The organism is Mesorhizobium sp. B2-3-4 (assembly GCF_006442315.1).
Taxonomy (GTDB): domain Bacteria; phylum Pseudomonadota; class Alphaproteobacteria; order Rhizobiales; family Rhizobiaceae; genus Mesorhizobium.
This window is the reverse complement of the sequence record NZ_VFVY01000002.1, coordinates 48,812-66,739: the sequence shown is the minus strand read 5'-3', so window position 1 is coordinate 66,739 and position 17,928 is coordinate 48,812. Positions and strand designations below refer to the sequence as shown.

At 60.2% G+C, this 17,928-nt stretch carries 15 protein-coding genes; 4 read left to right on the top strand and 11 right to left on the bottom strand.

Going from position 1 to position 17,928, the window contains the following annotated elements:
* Nucleotides 1-24: 24 nt before the first annotated feature.
* Nucleotides 25-1,959 carry an ABC transporter substrate-binding protein gene (locus FJ967_RS04000; protein ID WP_246675161.1) on the bottom strand — a complete coding sequence of 645 codons (1,935 nt, stop codon included), beginning with the start codon at nucleotides 1,957-1,959 and terminating at the stop codon, nucleotides 25-27.
* Between the two features lie 109 nt (nucleotides 1,960-2,068).
* On the opposite strand from FJ967_RS04000, the gene FJ967_RS03995 reads away from it, so the two are divergent.
* The 4 genes from FJ967_RS03995 (at nucleotide 2,069) to FJ967_RS03980 (ending at nucleotide 6,511) form a co-directional block, all read left to right on the top strand.
* A complete protein-coding gene (locus FJ967_RS03995; RefSeq protein WP_246675160.1) occupies nucleotides 2,069-3,034 on the top strand; it encodes a LysR family transcriptional regulator in 966 nt (321 codons plus the stop codon).
* A gap of 238 nt (nucleotides 3,035-3,272) precedes the next feature.
* A complete protein-coding gene (locus FJ967_RS03990; protein ID WP_140730403.1) occupies nucleotides 3,273-4,199 on the top strand; it encodes an ABC transporter ATP-binding protein in 927 nt (308 codons plus the stop codon).
* The gene (locus tag FJ967_RS03985; protein WP_140730402.1) at nucleotides 4,196-5,146 is read left to right on the top strand and encodes an ATP-binding cassette domain-containing protein; all 951 of its coding nucleotides are present in this window, start codon (nucleotides 4,196-4,198) and stop codon (nucleotides 5,144-5,146) included. Before FJ967_RS03990 ends, FJ967_RS03985 begins: the two co-directional genes overlap by 4 nt.
* A gap of 138 nt (nucleotides 5,147-5,284) precedes the next feature.
* A complete protein-coding gene (locus FJ967_RS03980; RefSeq protein ID WP_181175664.1) occupies nucleotides 5,285-6,511 on the top strand; it encodes an FAD-binding oxidoreductase in 1,227 nt (408 codons plus the stop codon).
* 46 nt (nucleotides 6,512-6,557) lie between these two features.
* Here the strand turns inward: FJ967_RS03980 and FJ967_RS03975 are convergent, their stop codons facing one another.
* From FJ967_RS03975 to FJ967_RS03930, 10 genes are all read right to left on the bottom strand, one after another.
* Nucleotides 6,558-7,847 (bottom strand): FAD-binding oxidoreductase, encoded by a 1,290-nt coding sequence (locus FJ967_RS03975; protein WP_140730400.1) that lies wholly within the window; start codon nucleotides 7,845-7,847, stop codon nucleotides 6,558-6,560.
* A gap of 24 nt (nucleotides 7,848-7,871) precedes the next feature.
* Nucleotides 7,872-8,555, bottom strand: coding sequence for an amino acid ABC transporter permease (locus FJ967_RS03970; RefSeq protein WP_140730399.1), 684 nt, complete (start codon nucleotides 8,553-8,555; stop codon nucleotides 7,872-7,874).
* A gap of 2 nt (nucleotides 8,556-8,557) precedes the next feature.
* Complete coding sequence (locus tag FJ967_RS03965; RefSeq protein WP_140730398.1) at nucleotides 8,558-9,253, bottom strand: amino acid ABC transporter permease; 696 nt, start codon at nucleotides 9,251-9,253, stop codon at nucleotides 8,558-8,560.
* 108 nt (nucleotides 9,254-9,361) lie between these two features.
* The gene (locus FJ967_RS03960; RefSeq protein ID WP_140730397.1) at nucleotides 9,362-10,150 is read right to left on the bottom strand and encodes a transporter substrate-binding domain-containing protein; all 789 of its coding nucleotides are present in this window, start codon (nucleotides 10,148-10,150) and stop codon (nucleotides 9,362-9,364) included.
* Between the two features lie 78 nt (nucleotides 10,151-10,228).
* Nucleotides 10,229-10,990 carry an amino acid ABC transporter ATP-binding protein gene (locus FJ967_RS03955; protein WP_140730396.1) on the bottom strand — a complete coding sequence of 254 codons (762 nt, stop codon included), beginning with the start codon at nucleotides 10,988-10,990 and terminating at the stop codon, nucleotides 10,229-10,231.
* A 489-nt stretch (nucleotides 10,991-11,479) separates the two neighbouring features.
* Complete coding sequence (locus FJ967_RS03950; RefSeq protein ID WP_140730395.1) at nucleotides 11,480-12,856, bottom strand: aspartate ammonia-lyase; 1,377 nt, start codon at nucleotides 12,854-12,856, stop codon at nucleotides 11,480-11,482.
* 57 nt (nucleotides 12,857-12,913) lie between these two features.
* Complete coding sequence (locus FJ967_RS03945; RefSeq protein WP_140730394.1) at nucleotides 12,914-14,536, bottom strand: GMC family oxidoreductase N-terminal domain-containing protein; 1,623 nt, start codon at nucleotides 14,534-14,536, stop codon at nucleotides 12,914-12,916.
* A gap of 51 nt (nucleotides 14,537-14,587) precedes the next feature.
* Entirely contained in the window at nucleotides 14,588-15,439 is an 852-nt protein-coding gene (locus FJ967_RS03940) for an aspartate dehydrogenase (RefSeq protein ID WP_140730393.1), read from the bottom strand.
* 8 nt (nucleotides 15,440-15,447) lie between these two features.
* Complete coding sequence (locus FJ967_RS03935; protein ID WP_140730392.1) at nucleotides 15,448-16,902, bottom strand: aldehyde dehydrogenase family protein; 1,455 nt, start codon at nucleotides 16,900-16,902, stop codon at nucleotides 15,448-15,450.
* 96 nt (nucleotides 16,903-16,998) lie between these two features.
* Entirely contained in the window at nucleotides 16,999-17,886 is an 888-nt protein-coding gene (locus FJ967_RS03930; RefSeq protein ID WP_140730391.1) for an ABC transporter substrate-binding protein, read from the bottom strand.
* Nucleotides 17,887-17,928 lie beyond the last annotated feature (42 nt).

The following is a 17,928-nucleotide window of genomic DNA, read 5'->3' as shown; positions in this document are numbered from 1 at the left end:
CCGCCCGGCCGAACTTCAAGCGCCTCAGTCAGCCTTCTTGGTGACTGGATAGAAGTCCCACGCACCGTAGAGGATCATATTGTGGACGTAGCCGTCGATGTTGCTGCGGGTAACGATGTAGCCAAAGTCTTCCCAGAGGAATTGCGTCGTGGCGTAGTCGTAAGACATTTCCTGCAGCTTGGCGTAGATCGGTTCCCGCACCGCCGGGTCGCTCGACGCCCAGGCCTGGTCCAGCAGAGGCTTGAACTTCTCCGTCATCAGGTCCCGGTAGCCTTGGCCCAGCATACCACCGACGAGACCGGTCGGAGACAGGTAGTAGGTCGCGGCGCCGAGCGGGCCACCCGGATCCGAATAGTCTGGCCCCCAACCCATATAGGTGAGCGGCGACGCAGGCTTTTCACGATTGTTCAACTTGTCCGAGATCGACGCCCATGGCAGCGACTGGATCTTCATCTTGAACTTCGGGTTGATGCGCTGCAGTCCCTGCTGCAGCGCGGAGAGAGCCGCCGTGCCCTGCGGCGTGCCTTCCTGGACAAACGCCGTAAAGGTAAAGCCCGTGTCCCAGAGCTTGCCGCCGAAGGCCTTTTTGAAGTGCTCCGCGGCTTTCGCCGGATCATAGCTGTAGATGGGCGAGTCCGCGCGATAGCCCATGATTCCGCGCACCGTCGGCCCATGGGCCTGGACTGTCTTGCCGAGCAGCGCCTGTTTTATCAGCGCGTCGTAGTTCTGTGCGTAGTTGAAGCCGATGCGCACATCGATATCGGAGAAGAAGTCCGGCGGGATGCCGTTGCCATCCAGCTTGCCGCTGCCGATAGCGGCGTTGTCGGCATCGTCCAGCGGCCAGGCGAAATACAGGCCGCGGCTGAACACCTTAGGCAGACCGTCAACGACCTTGACGCCCTCCGTCTTGCCGAGTTCATCCAGGAATTCCACCGGTGCCGTCACGAAATCCGCGTCGCCGGAAAGCAACTGCAGGCGACGTGTTGTCCACTCCGGAACGGTGCGCATGACGACCCGCTCCAGCGAAGCCGGACCCATGAAATAATTGTCGAAACGCTTCAGCGTGATGCGGCGATCCGTCCGGTCCCATTCATCGAGCATGAACGGACCAGTGCCGTTCTCCTCGGCAAACAGCGGATCGTCGCCGAGTTCGGGACGATAGTACTTCTTCCAGGTGTCGCCATTGCCGTCCCAGCCTCCGACCGAAGCGACCCATTCCTTGTCGACGATCGATGCGCCGAACGGCAGCGCCAGCACGCCAAGCGTGGCAGGGAAGGACTTCGGCAGCTTCAGCGTGACGTTATCGCCTTCGACGGTGATCTGCGAGGCGAGCTCGTCGTAGACCTTGCGAAGCGCCTCGGGGCTGGCATCCTTGATATCCGACACCTTACCTTCGGCCTCGACCCATTTGGCGACGTCGGTGTACTGGCTTCCTGTCATCACCTCGGTGATGGCGTTGGACATCCAGGACTGCCCCATGAGGATCGCACGCAGCAGCGAGTAGCGAACGTCATCGGCCGAGATCTCGCCATAGCCAGGCTCGATCTTGGCCTTCTGCTCGCTGGTCAGGCCGTCATAGTATTGCCAGGTGATCTTGCCGTCGTCACCCTTGATGCCGACCTTGTGGGCGTACACGCCCTTGCGGATCGGGAATGTGTAGCTGACAGAACCGTCGGCGTTCTGCTTGATGAGCCCATTCTCCAGGCTGGGCACCTGCGATGACAGGGAAGGCACGAATTCGGAAATCTGCGAGCCGTTATAGTTCAACAACCGGCTGTAGACGTTCAAGACACCGTACGAACTCGGCGTGTTTGCGATATAGGCCGGATCGAAGGACTGAACATCATCCGTCCACAGGAACACGAAGGTCCCGGGATTCTTGGTTTCTGCCATCACCGGCGACGCGATGGCGCCAATGCCGACGCATAGTGCTAATGCTAAGGCACGTTTGATTTTCATGAATCTGTTCCCACAATTGAGCGAGGTCTTTTTATCGTTGCCACGAAAGCTAGGAGGAGGGTTGCGCCACTGTCCAATGCGTAGATAGGATGGGTTATGCGATTTGCGCATGAGGCCGATGATGGAGCTGGCGTGGTTTGAAGATTTCCTTGAAATCGCCGCGACGCGGAATTTTTCCACCGCGGCGGCGTCGAGAAACATTTCTCAGCCGGCCTTCAGCCGCCGCATCAAGGCGCTGGAAGAGTGGGTCGGCGCAGAACTCATAGACCGCAGCACCTATCCGGTGCACCTGACCAGTGCCGGCAATCTTTTCGTTCCACGCTGCCAGGAAATGGTCCGTGACCTTTACCGGTTGCGGACCGACTGCCGCAATGCGGCTGGCGCCAGCTCACGGCTTCTCACTTTCGCCGCGCTTCATACGCTGGCCATCTATTTTTTCCCCAAGTGGATCAGCCATCCCGACATGCCGAACGCGCCTGTTCGCTCCAGCATGCATACCGGCGATTTCCTGGAATGCGTCGAACACCTGTCGTCTGGCAAGTGCGACTTCGTCATCACCTACGATCATCCCGACGGCCCGCCCGTACTGGAGGCCGGCCCCTTCGAATCGCTTCAAATCGGCAGGGATCGCCTCGTTCTTGTGTCCGGCGTCAGCTCGGCGGGAACACCGTTGTTCGATGTCGACGCGCCCGAGGGAACCAGAATCCCCTACCTCGCCTATTCCTGGAGCGACGGCTATCTCGGCAAGCTGATTTCGCTCATCCAGTCACGCTGGCGACGTCCACTCAATCTCAGCATTGTCTACCAGTCTTCGCTGGCCGAGGGCTTGAAGCAGATGGCGATTGCCGGACAAGGCGTCGTCTGGCTGCCGCAAATCTGCGTCCAAAAATCGATCGCGCAAGGCGAATTGATTCAGATCGGCGGACATCAGATGTCGCTCGAAATCGAGATCAGGATTTTCCGGCGCGTGGGAACGCGCAGCCGAGACGGCGAGGCGCTCTGGAAATACCTTTCGCGCACCGCGGAACAGGCGAGCGGACGTAATTTGGCCGACCCGGCCCTGGCAATGCGCTAGTCTGTCGGCCGCCACGTCACGTCATGCGAAATCCGATGGAGAGATGCAAATTTTGCATAGTTTCAAGTGATTGGGCGTAAACGCCAATAATCGCCCGGTAGTCTATGTGTGTGGATACCTCCAGAGGGATCGCTAGCGTCACGGTTCCCAGCCGCCAGCGCGTCCGGGCCTATTGACAGCACGGAGGCTCACCGCGTTCGATGCCGGATATCGAGAACGAACGGCCCGGAGTGCTTTGTTGACTGCCAGATCCGCCGCCACTGCGAGCCTGCCCGACGACGTCATATTATCGGTCGAAAACCTTGAAGTCCGCTTCGGCTCAAGGGCCGCGAACGCTGTGCGGGCGGTTCAAGGCGTGTCGTTCCACATCAAGCGTGGCGAGACGGTTGCATTGGTGGGCGAATCAGGCTCGGGCAAATCCGTGACCGCCATGACAATCATGCGCCTGACCGAATACGATGGAGCCAGGATCACAGGCGGGCGCATCCTGATGAGGCTCAAGGATGGCGGCGCGGTTGATCTGGCGACGCTGTCAGAGAAGCGCATGGAAGGCCTGCGCGGTTTCGAGTTTTCCATCGTATTCCAGGATCCGATGTCCAGTCTCAACCCGGTCTTCACCGTCGGCGACCAAATCGCCGAGGTGGTGACGCGGCATCAGGGCAAGTCGCCACGCGAGGCGCGCGAGATCGCGCTGAACGTGCTTAAACTGGTACGCGTGCCGGACGCCGCCCGACGGCTCGATCAGTATCCGCACCAATTGTCCGGGGGCATGCGCCAACGCGTCATGATCGCCATAGCATTGGCGTGCCGCCCTTCCCTGATGATCCTTGACGAACCGACCACCGCGCTCGACGTCACCATCCAGGCGCAGATCCTGGATCTTGTCCGCGCGCTCCAGCGCGAGATCGGCATGTCTGTGCTTTTCATCACGCATGACATGGGCGTCGTTGCCGAAATCGCCGACCGTGTCTGCGTCATGCTGAAAGGCGAGATCGTCGAAACGGGCTCCGTGAACCAGATCTTCGCCGATCCCCAGCACCGCTACACACGAGCTCTGATTTCGGCGGTTCCACGGCTGGGCAGCATGGCCGACAAGGACGCGCCGGAGAAATTTCCGCTCGTCGTCTACAATGCCGAAACCCCGCAGCCGGAGACTGCCGCATGAGCGGCCCCACAGCAGCCGACAAGAATCCCTTGGTCGAAGTGCGCGACCTGATTACGCGTTTCGATCTCAAGGGCGGCGTCTTCGGCGGCCTCACCGGGCGGGTGCATGCGGTGGAGGGCGTCTCCTTCGATATCTTCCCCGGCGAAACCCTTGCTTTGGTGGGCGAGTCGGGATGCGGCAAGTCGACCGTGGCGCGCAGCATCATGCAGTTGGACAAACCGCTGTCGGGTTCCATCCGCTATGACGGCAAGGAGATCATCGGCGCCAGACGAGCGACTCTGGCGGGCTTCCGACGCGAGGTGCAGATGGTCTTCCAGGATCCCTTCTCCTCGCTCAATCCGCGCATGACGATCGGCCAGGCGCTGGCGGATCCCATGCGCGTCCATCGCATCGCGCGAGGAAGTGCCTTGCGCGAGCGGACAGCGGATCTGCTGGCCAAAGTGCATCTGCCGCGCGAACATCTCGAACGATATCCGCATGCCTTTTCTGGCGGCCAACGTCAGCGCATCTGTATCGCCAGGGCACTGGCGCTGGAGCCGCGCCTGCTGATCGCAGATGAGGCGGTCGCCTCGCTCGACGTCACGATCCAGGCACAGGTCATCAATCTGTTGATGGACCTGCAGCGCGAAATGGGCATCGCCATTTTGTTCATAAGCCACGACATGGCCGTGGTCGAACGCATCGCGCATCGCGTCGCCGTCATGTATCTGGGCGAGATCGTCGAAATCGGCGACCGCCGATCAGTCTTCGGCAATCCTCAGCATCCCTACACGCGCAAGCTGCTGTCGACGGTTCCCGTCGCCGATCCGGCGCAACGTCCGGTCGGACGCGAACCGATGTCGGACGAAATCCCCAGCGCCCTACGCAGTGTTGATTTCGTCCCGCTCCATCTGCCTATGAACGCGGTGTCGCCCACGCACTTCGTGCGCGAGACGGCGCCGGCCTGACCGGACTGCCGGACCGATGCCTGGTGCAAGGAGCTGTCGGCCGCTGGCGATTGTCCTGGCGCTGGCACCGGGCGAATGTCTGTGTGCTTGCAATAGCTGAATTGGATAAGGGTCGCCATGCCGGGTCCGGATGGGAACGTGATTGTCATCGGCGCCGGCATTGTCGGCGTCAGTTCGGCGCTTTATCTGGCCCGGGCCGGTCTGAATGTGACTGTGGTTGATCCACTGCCTCCCGGCAGCGCGACATCGTTCGGCAACGCTGGTATGGTGAGGCATGATTGCAATGTCCCGGTAGCCATACCGGGAATGTTGCGCCAGGTGCCGGGCTGGTTGCTAAATCCGCTCGGACCGCTTGTGCTGAGGCCGAGCTACGCGCTGAAGGCCGCACCCTGGCTGTTGCGATGGATACGCGCCGGCAGAATGGACCGCGTCAACATCGCGGCCGACGCCCTGTGGAAGCTCCATGAGAGCAATCTTGCCTGCTACCGCGATCTGATCGGCAATGACACTTTCGAAGCTCTCGTGCGTGAAGTGGGCGGGATCCAGATTTGGGAGAGCGAGGGGACCGGTCTCTCGGACCGGATCACGGCTGAGATCAACAGACGGCAAGGCGTTGTCACCGAACCTTTGTCGCGACGCGATCTCGAGCGCCTGCTGCCGGGCATTTCACCCATCGCGAAGCGCGGCCTGCTCTATCCAAACAACGCCCATACCATCAACCCGCATCGGCTGGTCACGGCTATTGCCGACAGGGTGCGCCAGGCTGGCGGGTCGTTTGCCAGTGAGCGCGTGCTCAAGATCATCCCTCGCGAGGGTGGCGGCTATACGTTAATCACGAACACCGCCAACCGCTCGGCCGACAAGGTGGTTGTCGCCGCCGGCGCTTGGTCGAACCGGCTGCTTGAGCCGCTTGGCGCCACCCTGCCCTTGGAGACCGAGCGCGGCTACCACCTGATGTTGCCTTCACCCTCGATCGAATTGCCAATGCCCCTGCAGATGAAGAACCGCGGCTTCGCGCTGTCGCCAATGGAACACGGCTTGCGGCTCGCCGGTACTGTCGAGATCGCCGGCCTCGAGGCGGCACCCGATGAGCGGCGCTCGGAGATCCTGCTCAGTCACGCCCGAGCGCTTTTCCCTGATCTCAAGGGTGGGGAACCGACGATGTGGATGGGCTACCGCCCGTCCCTGCCCGACAGCGTGCCCGCCATCGGCCAGGCCGAGAGACATCGCTCTTTGTACATTGCCACCGGCCATGGGCATACTGGCATGATCGGCGGCGGCTCGACCGGACGCTTGCTCGCAGAGCTCGTCACCGGCAGCCAGCCCCATATCGACCCGGCGCCTTATTCGCCGGCTCGTTTCTAACCACCGCCGCCGCGCCCTTCTGGGCAGTGCTGCAAAGCGATCCGGATTAACTGGCCCGCGCCGAACGGCGCTCACGAAGGAAATCCATGCCCTGGTAGGCCCAATAGGTCAGCTGTGCGGCCGCTGTGCCGAACGGTCCACCATTCCAGACAAAGCCGAAAGGCGCGAACAGGCGATAGCGATCGCTTTCCCCCGCAATCGCCTCCGCCACCACCCTTGCGCCGATCGCCGTCGTGTTGAGACCATGACCTCCGAATCCCGTGCAAGACCAGACATTCGGCGCCAAGGGCCCGATCAAAGGCATCAAATGCCGGGCGTACGCCATAAGTCCAGACCACGCCGTCTCGATTTTGAGAGTTTCCAGTTGCGGAAAAGTTGCGACGATCTCGCGGCGGATCAGAGCGGCAATGTCGCGGGGATCGGTCGTGCGGGTGGTGATGCGGCCGCCCCACAGGAGCCGGCCACCCACCACCCGATAGTAGTCGCCTGCCCGGCGCCCGTCGCTGATGCCTGCCTCGGTCCGGATCGCCTTGGCGATAAGGTCTGGCGCCAGTTCGCTCAGCACGACATAAGTGGCGATCGGCAGAAAAGAGCGGCGCAAGGCCGGTATCACATTGTCGGTATAGCCGCCACCGGCGAACACGACGGTCTCGGCCCGCACCTCGCCCGAAGGGGTGCGCAACCTCTTTTGCGCTCCTTCGAGATCGGCTTGCAGCACCGGAGCGTCTTCGTGGACGGAGCCGCCCAGCCTGACTATCTCACGCGCCAGAGCGCGCGCGTAATTCAGCGGGTGAAAATGGAATGACGCCTCGTCGAACAATGCCTGATGATACTTTTTCGAGAGCAGCAGGCCTCGCACTTCTTCGCGCGTCAGCAACCGCAGATGGCGCCCGAACTCTGCCTCCTGCTCGTCGCGCTGCTGCTCGAGCGCCCTGGTGTTTTCAAAGCGTGACACGCGCAGGATCCCCTGCGTGACGTTCGCGTCTGATATGTCGAGATCGCGGATTGCGTCCTCGACCATGGCGACGCCCTCCATCGACAGGCGGAACAACATCCTGGCATGATCGGGTCCGACCCGCTCCAGGACCTGGCCTGCCCGGGCTGCCCAGCCCGGCGATACGAAGCCGCCGTTACGGCCGGACGCGCCCCAGCCAACCTGTCGCGCTTCGAGCACGGTCACCTTCCGGCCGCGGCGGCCGAGTTCGAGGCCGGCCGTCAGTCCGGCAAGTCCGCCACCGACGATGCATATCTGCGCATCGTGTATGCCCGACAAACCGGGATAGACCACATCCGAAGTTAGCGTTCGCTTGTAATATGTATCGATGTAGGAGGTCATGAGTTTTCGGCTTTTGCGCAGTGCTCAATCGAGGTTGACGACACGCGTGCCGCCGACCTTACGCTCGGCCCAGCGCGTGAAGCGCAGGACCGGATAGCAGTAGACGAAATAGACCAGCGCGATGACGCCATAGATGAAAAGCACGTCACGCGGGAAGCGCATGATCGAGATTTCACCCTGGCGCGTCAGTTCAGAAATTCCGATGACCGACAATATGGCGGTGTTCTTGATAATGTTGACGTAGACGCCGCTCATCGGCGGAACCGCGAGCTTCAGAGCCTGTGGCAATACGACAAGAGCAAGTATCGAAAGGCGCTTGAAACCGAGCGCGGTGGCGGCCTCCCACTGGCCCTTCGGCACCGCATCTATCGCCGCCATTATAATCTCGGCGACATAGCTCGAAGTGTAGACCGAGAGCGATACGAACGCCGCCATCTCGGAACTCCATTGGAGTGCTTCGATCCCGGTGTTGGGCAGGACGAAATAGAACACATAGAGCTGCACCAGAAACGGTGTTCCCCGCAGGATGTGGATGTAAAGACCGAACAGCCGATGAAAAAATGGTATGCGCTGGCTACGCACGACACCGATCAAAAAGCCGAGCACGGAGCCGGCGGCGATGGCCACCAGCGATACCCAGAAAGTCTGGACGAAACCCGTCCAGAGAAACGGCAGGATCGCGATGAAGACATCGAGATAGTGTTGCATCGCTATGCCCCCGCGTTCCATGCCGGACCGGCAAGCCAGCGCTTGACCACCGAGGACAAGGCGAGCATCACGACGTAGATCGCCAGGTAGCCGGCAGCGATGGTAAGGAAGCTTTCGTTGGGCCGTACCCTCTCGCTGTTGAGCAGAAGTCCAGCGCTCAGGAAATCAAAGACCGCAATGATTGAAAGAAGCGAGGTGTCCTTGATGAGCACCGCCGTCTGGCCGAGCAGTGGCGGCAACGTGTTGGCGAAAGCCTGCGGCAGAACGATGTAGCGCAGCCGCTGCGGATAAGACATGCCGACCGCCTTGCCGCCCTCGATCTGTCCCCGAGGCACCGATGCAATGCCGCCACGCACGATCTCGCTCATATAGGCTGCATTGTGCAACGAGAGCGCAATGATGCCGAGCGCGAGTTCGCTCCACCGGGCGGTGGCGGGAACCAGGATCGGCAATCCGTAATAAATGAGGTAGATTTGCACCAGCAACGGCGTTGCGAGAATGAAAGCGACATAACCTGCCACCGGGCGCCACAGGAGCGCGCGGCTGGACATTCGGCAAAGCGCCAGCAACGTGCCGAGCACAACTGCCGCAATAAGGCTTAGAGCCGCTGCGACGAGGGTGTTCTCAAGCCCTTCGGCGAAGCGATCGAGATACTGCTCGACGATGCGGTAATTGTAAAAGTCGAGAACCCAGTTCATCCGCTTATCGCTTCAATCGCGTGACATGTCGATCGGTCCATCCAAGTTTGGAGGCATGCGGCTATGTCGATCGGCGCGGCGCGAACACCGCGCCGATCGAAGCGGTCGTTACTTGTGATCCTTCTCCCAGGCGTCGGACGTCCACCAGTAAGCAAGCAGCGACTGCAGTGAATTGTCTGCCGTCTTCAACTCAACGTAGTTGTCCAGCCACATTTTGAGATGGAAGGCGTTGGGGCGGGTGGCGAAGGCCAGCGGCTCACGCGTCATCGTCCCTTCGAGCGGCTTGAGGTTGTCGAACTGACGGACGTAGGAATTGTAGTCCTGTCCGCCAACCATGGCATCGACGCGGCCCATGGTGAGCGTCTGAGCGACAGCCGGGCCGCCGCCGGAAAACACCTTAAGTGTCGCCTTCGGAAGGTACTTGGTCACGGCATCAGCATAGGTGCTGCCCTGCAAGGCGGCGACAGTCACACCTTCCTTATTGAGATCCTGCCAGGTCTTGAACTGAGAATCCTTGGTGGCGAAGGCGAGCGTGTCGTTGAAGAACATCGGTCGAGAAAACAGAAGCTGTGAAGCCCTCTGCGGTGTCGGCGTCATGTCGCCCGCGATCATGTCGGCTTTGCCGGCAAGCAACGCCGGGATCAGACCTTTCCAATCATAGTCCTGGAACACGATCTTGACGCCGAGATCGGCCGCCATCTGTTTGGATAACTCCACTGCAAGCCCGGTGCGCTCGCCGTTCTTGTCGACGAAACTGACGGGCGGTCCTTGGGTCTGCACGGCGACGACCAGCTCACCCTTCTTGAGGATGTCATCCATTTCGTCGGCCCGCGTCACGCTGGTGGTGGCGAACCAGGCCGCGACCATCACGGCCAAACCTGCGGCCGCCCCGGTCATTCTGTTTGTAAAGCTGCTTGTCATGTGTCTCTCTCCCATTGATCTGTTAAACATTTGCCGTTCCGGCATTTCCAAACGTCACAGTATCTGCTTCAGGAACTCCTTTGTTCGTTCTTGCCGGGGCATTTGGAAAATTTGCTGCGGACTGCCCTCCTCGACGATCAGCCCGCTATCCATGAACAGCATCCGGTTGGCGATCTCACGGGCGAACCCCATCTCATGGGTGACGACTGCCATTGTCATCCCTTCCGCAGCGAGTTCCGTCATCAGATCGAGAATGCCGGTGACGGTTTCGGGATCCAGCGCCGAGGTCGGCTCGTCAAACAGCATCACTTTCGGATCCATGGCCAAGGCGCGGGCGATTGCCACGCGCTGCTGCTGCCCTCCTGACAACTGGCTGGGGTAATGCCCTGCGCGATCGTCTATTCCGACTTTTCCAAGCAAATCATGCGCCCGACGCACCGCTTCGGATTTTGATCGGCGATGCACGACGATCTGCGGCAGCACGACATTGTCGAGAGCGGTGCGATGTTGGAACAGGTTGAACAACTGGAAGACCATACCGACTTCCGACCGCAGCTTGTTGAGATCGGCGCCCGGATCCGAGATCTCGACGCCATCCACCACGATCCGCCCTGAATCGATCGATTCCAATGCGTTCAACGTACGCAGGAACGTGCTTTTGCCAGAACCTGAGGGTCCGAAGACGACAAGCACCTCGCCACGACCGATTTCAGCACTCACGCCACCCAGAGCAAGATGGGAACGTCCGTCATTGGAGCGATATGTCTTGCGAACGGATTCGGCGATGATGATTGGCTTGGGATCTGAAGGAGGCATGCGTGACACGGTTTATGCGTGCCGTTTCCGGTCGCGGCAAGGCCACGATGAGCGACTCACATTTTCGTCAATCGACATCCCGCGTATGCGCCGCTCATTGTGTCGGATGCAATCAGAAAGAAGCCCACTTCGCACCCAGTGTTTTGCATTGCCTCGGGCTTGCTGCTCATGAAAGCCGATCGACTTACCTAAGACAAGCAGTTTCTTATACCAATCCCTGATTGGGTTCGTCAGCAAAGGAGTGCGGTGACCACCATCTCGGCATCGCGTCTCGACTGAAAGGCTCGACAGCCTCTTTTGAGATGCACGCGCCCCGACCCTCCGATGAGCCGTCTTGGAGCGGAGGTAGGCATCACCGGCAATGGCTTGGCCCGGATCTGCGACCGGCTTAAAGCGCCATATCCGCCCGCGGCTAAAATTGGTCGCAAGGACAGGATTTGAGTCCTTGTGCCGCGACGTTGTATTCGCCTCCCTTGCGTCCGCTGGAAGCTACGATCCCTGAAGGCGTTTTAACGCAGTTGCCCGCACGTCATCTGGAAGCTCTGGGATAAGGTCGGTTAGGCGCAGGCGGGAATCCAGTGACTGGTGAGCAAGCAATGCTGCTTTCTCATAACCTATGACGGGTACTAGCAGGGCGGCCAAGGCCGTGCTGGCGTCGAGATGAGCCAGGCACTGTGTCTCATTGGCACGGATGCCTGAAACACATTTCACCCGAAATAGGTCAACAACGTTTATGAGCAGGCGCATCGCATTGAGGATGCTGGCGGCGATCACGGGTTCCATCGCATTGAGCTGCAACTGCCCAGCCTCGGACGCAAGTGTGACGGTCAGGTCTGCGCCGATAACATGGAAAGCAACCTGATTGACGACCTCCGGAATCACCGGGTTGACCTTGCCGGGCATGATCGAGGATCCGGGCTGCATCGCCGGTAGCACGATCTCCCAGAGGCCTCCGCGAGGCCCGCTGGAGAGCAGCCGCAGATCGTTCGCGATTTTTGAAAGCTTAGTGGCAAGTCGCTTGAGCATTCCTGAATAAAGGACGAAGGCGCCCGTGTCCCAGCTCGCCTCCATGAGGTTCTCGGCAATTGTCAGCTTATAGCCCGACAGTTGCGCCAGTGTTGGGACGATCATGCTGCGATAGTCGGCATCTGCATTGACCGAGGTGCCGATAGCCGTACCGCCAAGATTGATTTCCAGGAACATCTGGCTCATCTGGCCAAGCCTTTCAACGTCCTCGAAAAGGGCGGTGGCGAACGCATGAAACTCCTGGCCGAGCGTCATCGGAACGGCATCCTGCAGTTGGGTACGCCCAAGCTTGCGAATGTTCCGGAACTCGTCCCCCTTGGAGCCAAGCTCGCTTGCCAAACGCTCGACGGATTCCATCAGGCTGGCGTTGGTCATCAGCATCGCCAGCCTTATGGCTGTCGGATATACATCGTTTGTCGACTGCGACATGTTCACATGGTCGTTCGGGTGAATGACGTCATATCGACCGAACTCGAGACCAAGGTGCTCAAGCGCACGGTTGGCCATCACTTCGTTGACGTTCATGTTGGTTGATGTTCCCGCACCGCCCTGGAAGACGTCGATCCCGAAATTCTCCGCGAGTAGGCCTTCGATGATATCGTAGCCGGCACGTTCTATCGCTGCCGCCTTGTCCGCGCTCAGATGCCCGCACGCCTGGTTGGTCCTGGCCGCGGCAATCTTCACCAGCGCCATTGCCTTCGTAAGGTTCGGCAAACTGCTTATCGGCTCGCCGGACACAGGGAAATTGGCAAGAGCCCGTGCCGTCTGCGGGCCATAGTGGGCAAGTCGCGGCACCGCGACCTCGCCCAGAGAATCACTTTCGAACCGGATGTCTGTCACTGCTTCGACCGTTCGTTGATGTGCAGCCTGATGCCTGCGAAAATGGCAGCGCCGAATTTATCGGGCCAAAAGCGGAGGCCGGCCTGTGATCAGATCCGCGGCCCTTTCGGCAATCATGATGACGGGCGCGTTTATGTTACCCCCGGTGAGATCGGGCATCACCGAAGCATCGACAATCCTGAGCCCGGCGACTCCTCTCACACGCAACGCGGTATCGACAACCGCATGCGGATCGGCGTCGGTCCCCATCTTACAGGTTCCGAGCGGATGGTGGACTGTGATTGCCGTCGCATGGATGTGCTCGTCGATCTCGCTGTCGGTAAATCCCGCTGGAGCGAGCTCGCGGTCGATGTAGTTGCGCAAAGGCTCCTGGCGGCCGATGTCTCGCGCCATTCGTAGTCCCGTTCGAAGCAGCTTGCGGTCATTTTCGACTGTTAGAAAGTTCTGGACGATGCGCGGGGCATGCCTGGGATCATTTGTCCTTAGACTTATTCGACCCCGACTTTCCGGCCGAATGACGATCGCGCGCAAGGCAAAGCCATCTTCGTAGCCCCTATAGAACGGACTGAGATGGGGAGTTGCCGTCATGGGCGCCGCAACCGGCTTGAATTGAAGATCGGGAACCGCTTTTTCGGGCGAACTCTTCAGGAATGCCATGCTTCCGGACGGAAGGTCCGTCGCAGGCCCCTTGCCAAGAAAATAAGCACTCGCCAGATCGCGCATGATGCGGTCGGCGCGCATACGCCCATACAATAAGCCCGTGCCACGGCGCCTGTAGTTAACCGCGGCCGAGATGTGATCCTGCAGGTTCTTGCCGACACCAGGCAGGCCAATGCGTGTCTTCACACCTGCTGCCGCAAGCTCTGCCGGATCGCCGATGCCCGACAGGTTGAGCAGTTGCGGGGAATTGACGACGCCGCCGCAAAGGATCACTTCACGCGTGGCCCGCGCCGTGAACAACGCGCTCCTTCGCAGATAGGTGATGCCGGTCGCGCGATTGTTTTCGAATTCGATCCGTGTCGCTAGGGACTTTAGTTTCAGTGTCAAGTTGCGCCTTCTCAGAGCTGGTTTGAGATAGGCATCGGCCGCGCTGCAGCGCCTTCCGTTCCGAATGGTGAACTGCCAGGCGCCGAAGCCTTCCTGTTGCGCACCATTGTAGTCAGGCGTGTAGGGATGCCCCGCCGCCAAGCCGGCAGCGGTGAACGCTTCCACCAGCAGATCGCCGTAGCGTGAGAATCTTGTCGCCAACGGACCATCGCCGCCACGATAAGCGTCAGCTCCGCCTTCCCAGCTTTCCTGGCGTCGGAAGTATGGCAGCACATCGGCATAGGACCATCCCTCCAGCCCGTTGGCTGCCCATCGGTCATAGTCGGCGCTGTTGCCGCGCACATAGGCCATTGCATTGATCGAGGACGACCCGCCGATCACTTTTCCGCGGGCAAATTCCATCGGCCGGTTGCCGATCTCCGGCTGTGGCTCGGAAAAATACATCCAATCGTCCATCCGCTTCAGCAGCAGTCGCGGCCAGCCGAGGGGTATGTGGATCAGCGGGTTCCAGTCCCAGCCGCCGGCTTCCAGCAGCAGGACGCTGACATCCTCATCCTCGGAGAGCCGGCAAGCCAATGTGCAGCCCGCCGAACCCGCGCCGACGATGATGTAGTCGTATGTCTGGGACGTCATGCCGGCAAAGCCTCGGTTGTTCTGGAACGCACCCTGTTCGTTTCCGCGTCGCTAGAAGCGGATCCCGGGTGTTTGCGCCACGATCATTCGTACAAGGGCCAAGGCGGCGAGCTGGGAAGACTTCGGGTTGTCCTTCAATGGCTTGTTATGCAGCTCGATGGACATGGAGCCGAAAGCACCGCTGGCCTGAATTCTGTGCCTGTTTTCCGTGGCGGACGGATCGGCCACGAGCTCGATCTCCGCAACGTCGAGCCCGACACCGCTGGCCTTGGCCGTCACCACCGCGACGTTGGCATTGGCAGGGTAGCCACTCCCCGCCTGCCTTGCCGTTCCTCGGAAAAACGAGACGGGCACTGTGAGACCGGCATTGCCGAGCAGGCTATCGGCCGCAGTCCCCCGCCAGGCGCTGGGCGACTTGATGATCTGATGACGCAGTCTGTCGACCCCGGCATGCGAGACAGCCGCCAGGCCGTCTATGCCAGCCACAGCTCCCGACGAGACGAGCAGCCTGCTCCCATGGGCAACGGCAAGGTCATGCATCCTTTGATAGGTTGCTTCGTCGGCTAAGGCGCTCGCGGAAGAAACGATGAATGTGCGGGCGTATCTCAGCGCCGCTTCACCCCACATCGTCACTGCTTCGCGGCTGGCCGCCTCGACCACGATCTCGGCGTCCACGTCCCGCAACGCCTCGGGATCGACTATGACGGCCGCACCGGGAACCTCTACCATCGGCAGCTCGTCCCGTCGCAAACCGATAGCCGCGACCTTCACAGTGGGCGCCACGCGGCCGAGCACCGCCAGGACATGGCGGTTGATGGCGCCTAGACCGACAAGAGCAATCTTCAATTTGCCGTCACTCCAATATGCGGACGCCATGTCGGCGGCCTGGCAGCCGATCACCATGGATGCGTTCAAAGCGTGATGTTTACATTCTTGGTTTGCGTGAACGCATAAAGCTCTGAAAATGCTTCCTCACGCCCAAGGCCAGACATCTTATACCCGCCAAATGGTGCTCCAAGGATATGTGGACCGGCGTCGTTAACCCATACATATCCACTCTCCACCTGCCTGGAAGCATGATGCGCGTTTCTGAGGTTGGTTGTGAAAATGGACGCCGTTAGGCCGTAGTCGACGGCATTGACATCGCCGAACATCCGGTCTTCGTCGGACCACTTGATGACGGAGATCACGGGTCCGAAAATTTCCTCGCGAGCGATGCGCTTGGACATGTCGACGTCGGCGAAAACGGTCGGGTTGATGTAATTTCCGCCCTGCAGTTCGCAATCCGTCGGGGTCGTGCCTCCGTATACGAGATCAGCCTCGTTGCGGCCGATCTCGACGTAGCTTTTGATCTTGCCAAGCTGGACGGGCGAGATAATCGCACCCATCGTCGTCGACAGCTCCGTGGGAATGCCGGGTTTGAATGCTTCGAGCTTTCCCAGTACCCCTTGGAGCACCTTGTCGTGGACGCTTTCGTGGACGAACAGCCGGGATGTCGATCCGCAGGATTGCCCGCACCACGCGAAGTTCATTCCGCTGATGGCGCCGGCAACCGTGCGCTCAATATCGGCATCGGGATAGGCGATGAGCGCGTTCTTGCCGCCGAGTTCGAGCGCGACATGCTTCAGCCCCTCGGCCGCGGACACCGCGGCGGCCCTGCCGGCGGGTACGCTGCCGACGAGCCCCACGACCCGTGTCAAGGGATGGGAAACCAGTGCCTTGCCGCACTCCAGTCCTCCTGTCACGAGACTGAGAACGCCCGGTGGCAGAATGCCGTCGATCAATTCCATCATCCGGATAACGGACAGCGGCGCCTGCGGCGGAGGCTTGAGGATGACAGTATTGCCAGTCACCAGCGGCGCCGCCAGTTTGCCTGCGGCAAACATCAGCGGATGATTGTAGGCCAGGATACGCACGCAAACCCCGTAAGGTTCCTGCAGGGTCATGTTCACCTTGCCCTCGCCTACAGGCATGACTTCGCCCTTGGCCTCGATGGCGAGACCCGCGAAATAGTCGATCAGTGCCGCGCCATCCATCACGTCACGCGTCATGGCGCGCACCGGATTTCCACAATTAGCGGAATCGAGGAGCGCCAGTTCCTCGGCATTTTCGCGCACGACCGCAGCAACCCGCTTCAACAGCGCGGCGCGCTCCAACGGCTTGACCTTTCGCCATGAAAGAAATGCCTTGTGGGCAGCGGCCACTGCCATTTCGACATCGTGCGCATTGGCTTCCGCGACACTGGCCAGTTCGATGCCTTTGCCGGGATTATAAGTGGTGGTACGGCCACCGGCGGCGTCGCGCCATTCGCCACCGACATAGAGCCCGAGGTGGCTTGGCAGCGCCGCCGCGACGGCCTCATCCATTGTCGAAAATCGACTAAAGAAAGACATCGGCTAAATCCATGGTTGCCAGGCGTCGTCATGGCGAGCGCCGGAAAAATATCGGGAAATTCGGATATCTCAGGTCGAAAGCATCTCGCTGAAGAACAGCTCTTCCGGAGCAATTCTGCGGGAAATCAGACCGTCCTTGAACGACCAGTCGATCATCGTCTCCAGCACTTTGCGGTTGGCCGAAAAACCGTTCGGCCAGTAATCCTGGCCCATGACCGCTCTGGTGCGTTCGAGTTCCTGGCGCAGCCATGGCAATCCGATTTTCAAGGCCTGTTCATAGGAGAGATCGCCGTTCGCGATATGCTGTGCATGCGCGAACGCATTGTAGATATCGCTCACAAGCGACGCGTCGGTCGCTGCATCGACAATGCGCACACCGACCAGATGCATGATCGGGAAGACGCCGGTCTTGGCATAGTAGTCTTTCTCGACCGCTTCAGGATCCGCAAACAGCCGCCGGGATAGCGGCTTCTCGCCCAGCGTACTTTTGATCGGCTTGTAGGCCAGGATCGCATCGATCTCGCCGGCCAACAGCAGAGGGTCCAGCAGCGCGCCACCGGGCGCCAATTCCAGCGAAACGTTCTTATAGAGCTTGGGCAACTGTATGTCGCTTCGTTCGCGCTCATTCACATCGCCGACTATCCAGCGTATCTGGTCGGCCTCGACGCCAAACTGATCGCGCAGCCCGCCGCGGGCCGCCAAGGCCGCCGTCATGGAATATTCCCGCACGCCCACCTTGCGTCCGATCAGATCTCGTGGACTCCTGATCGGACTGTCGATCCGGACGTAGAAAGCGCCGTGGCGAAAACTCCGCGACGGGAAGATCGGAATTCCACGGTAGGCGCATTCGCCATCCACACGCGCCCGCAGATAATTGCTGAGCGACAGCTCGCTTATTTCGTACTCCGCGGACGAGAATGCCTTGGAAAATATTTCCTCCAGCGGCTTGTCGATCATGGCTGCAGGACGGTCACCGAACGTGACCCGCCCATCGTAGAG

Excerpts from the sequence above, each read along its gene's own strand:
- FJ967_RS04000 (WP_246675161.1), bottom strand. The coding sequence starts at position 1,959 with ATGAAAATCAAACGTGCCTTAGCATTAGCACTATGCGTCGGCATTGGC.
- FJ967_RS03995 (WP_246675160.1), top strand. The coding sequence starts at position 2,069 with ATGAGGCCGATGATGGAGCTGGCGTGGTTTGAAGATTTCCTTGAAATC.
- FJ967_RS03985 (WP_140730402.1), top strand. The coding sequence starts at position 4,196 with ATGAGCGGCCCCACAGCAGCCGACAAGAATCCCTTGGTCGAAGTGCGC.
- FJ967_RS03975 (WP_140730400.1), bottom strand. The coding sequence starts at position 7,847 with ATGACCTCCTACATCGATACATATTACAAGCGAACGCTAACTTCGGAT.
- FJ967_RS03970 (WP_140730399.1), bottom strand. The coding sequence starts at position 8,555 with ATGCAACACTATCTCGATGTCTTCATCGCGATCCTGCCGTTTCTCTGG.
- FJ967_RS03965 (WP_140730398.1), bottom strand. The coding sequence starts at position 9,253 with ATGAACTGGGTTCTCGACTTTTACAATTACCGCATCGTCGAGCAGTAT.
- FJ967_RS03960 (WP_140730397.1), bottom strand. The coding sequence starts at position 10,150 with ATGACCGGGGCGGCCGCAGGTTTGGCCGTGATGGTCGCGGCCTGGTTC.
- FJ967_RS03955 (WP_140730396.1), bottom strand. The coding sequence starts at position 10,990 with ATGCCTCCTTCAGATCCCAAGCCAATCATCATCGCCGAATCCGTTCGC.
- FJ967_RS03945 (WP_140730394.1), bottom strand. The coding sequence starts at position 14,536 with ATGACGTCCCAGACATACGACTACATCATCGTCGGCGCGGGTTCGGCG.
- FJ967_RS03940 (WP_140730393.1), bottom strand. The coding sequence starts at position 15,439 with ATGGTGATCGGCTGCCAGGCCGCCGACATGGCGTCCGCATATTGGAGT.
- FJ967_RS03935 (WP_140730392.1), bottom strand. The coding sequence starts at position 16,902 with ATGGATGAGGCCGTCGCGGCGGCGCTGCCAAGCCACCTCGGGCTCTAT.
- FJ967_RS03930 (WP_140730391.1), bottom strand. The coding sequence starts at position 17,886 with ATGATCGACAAGCCGCTGGAGGAAATATTTTCCAAGGCATTCTCGTCC.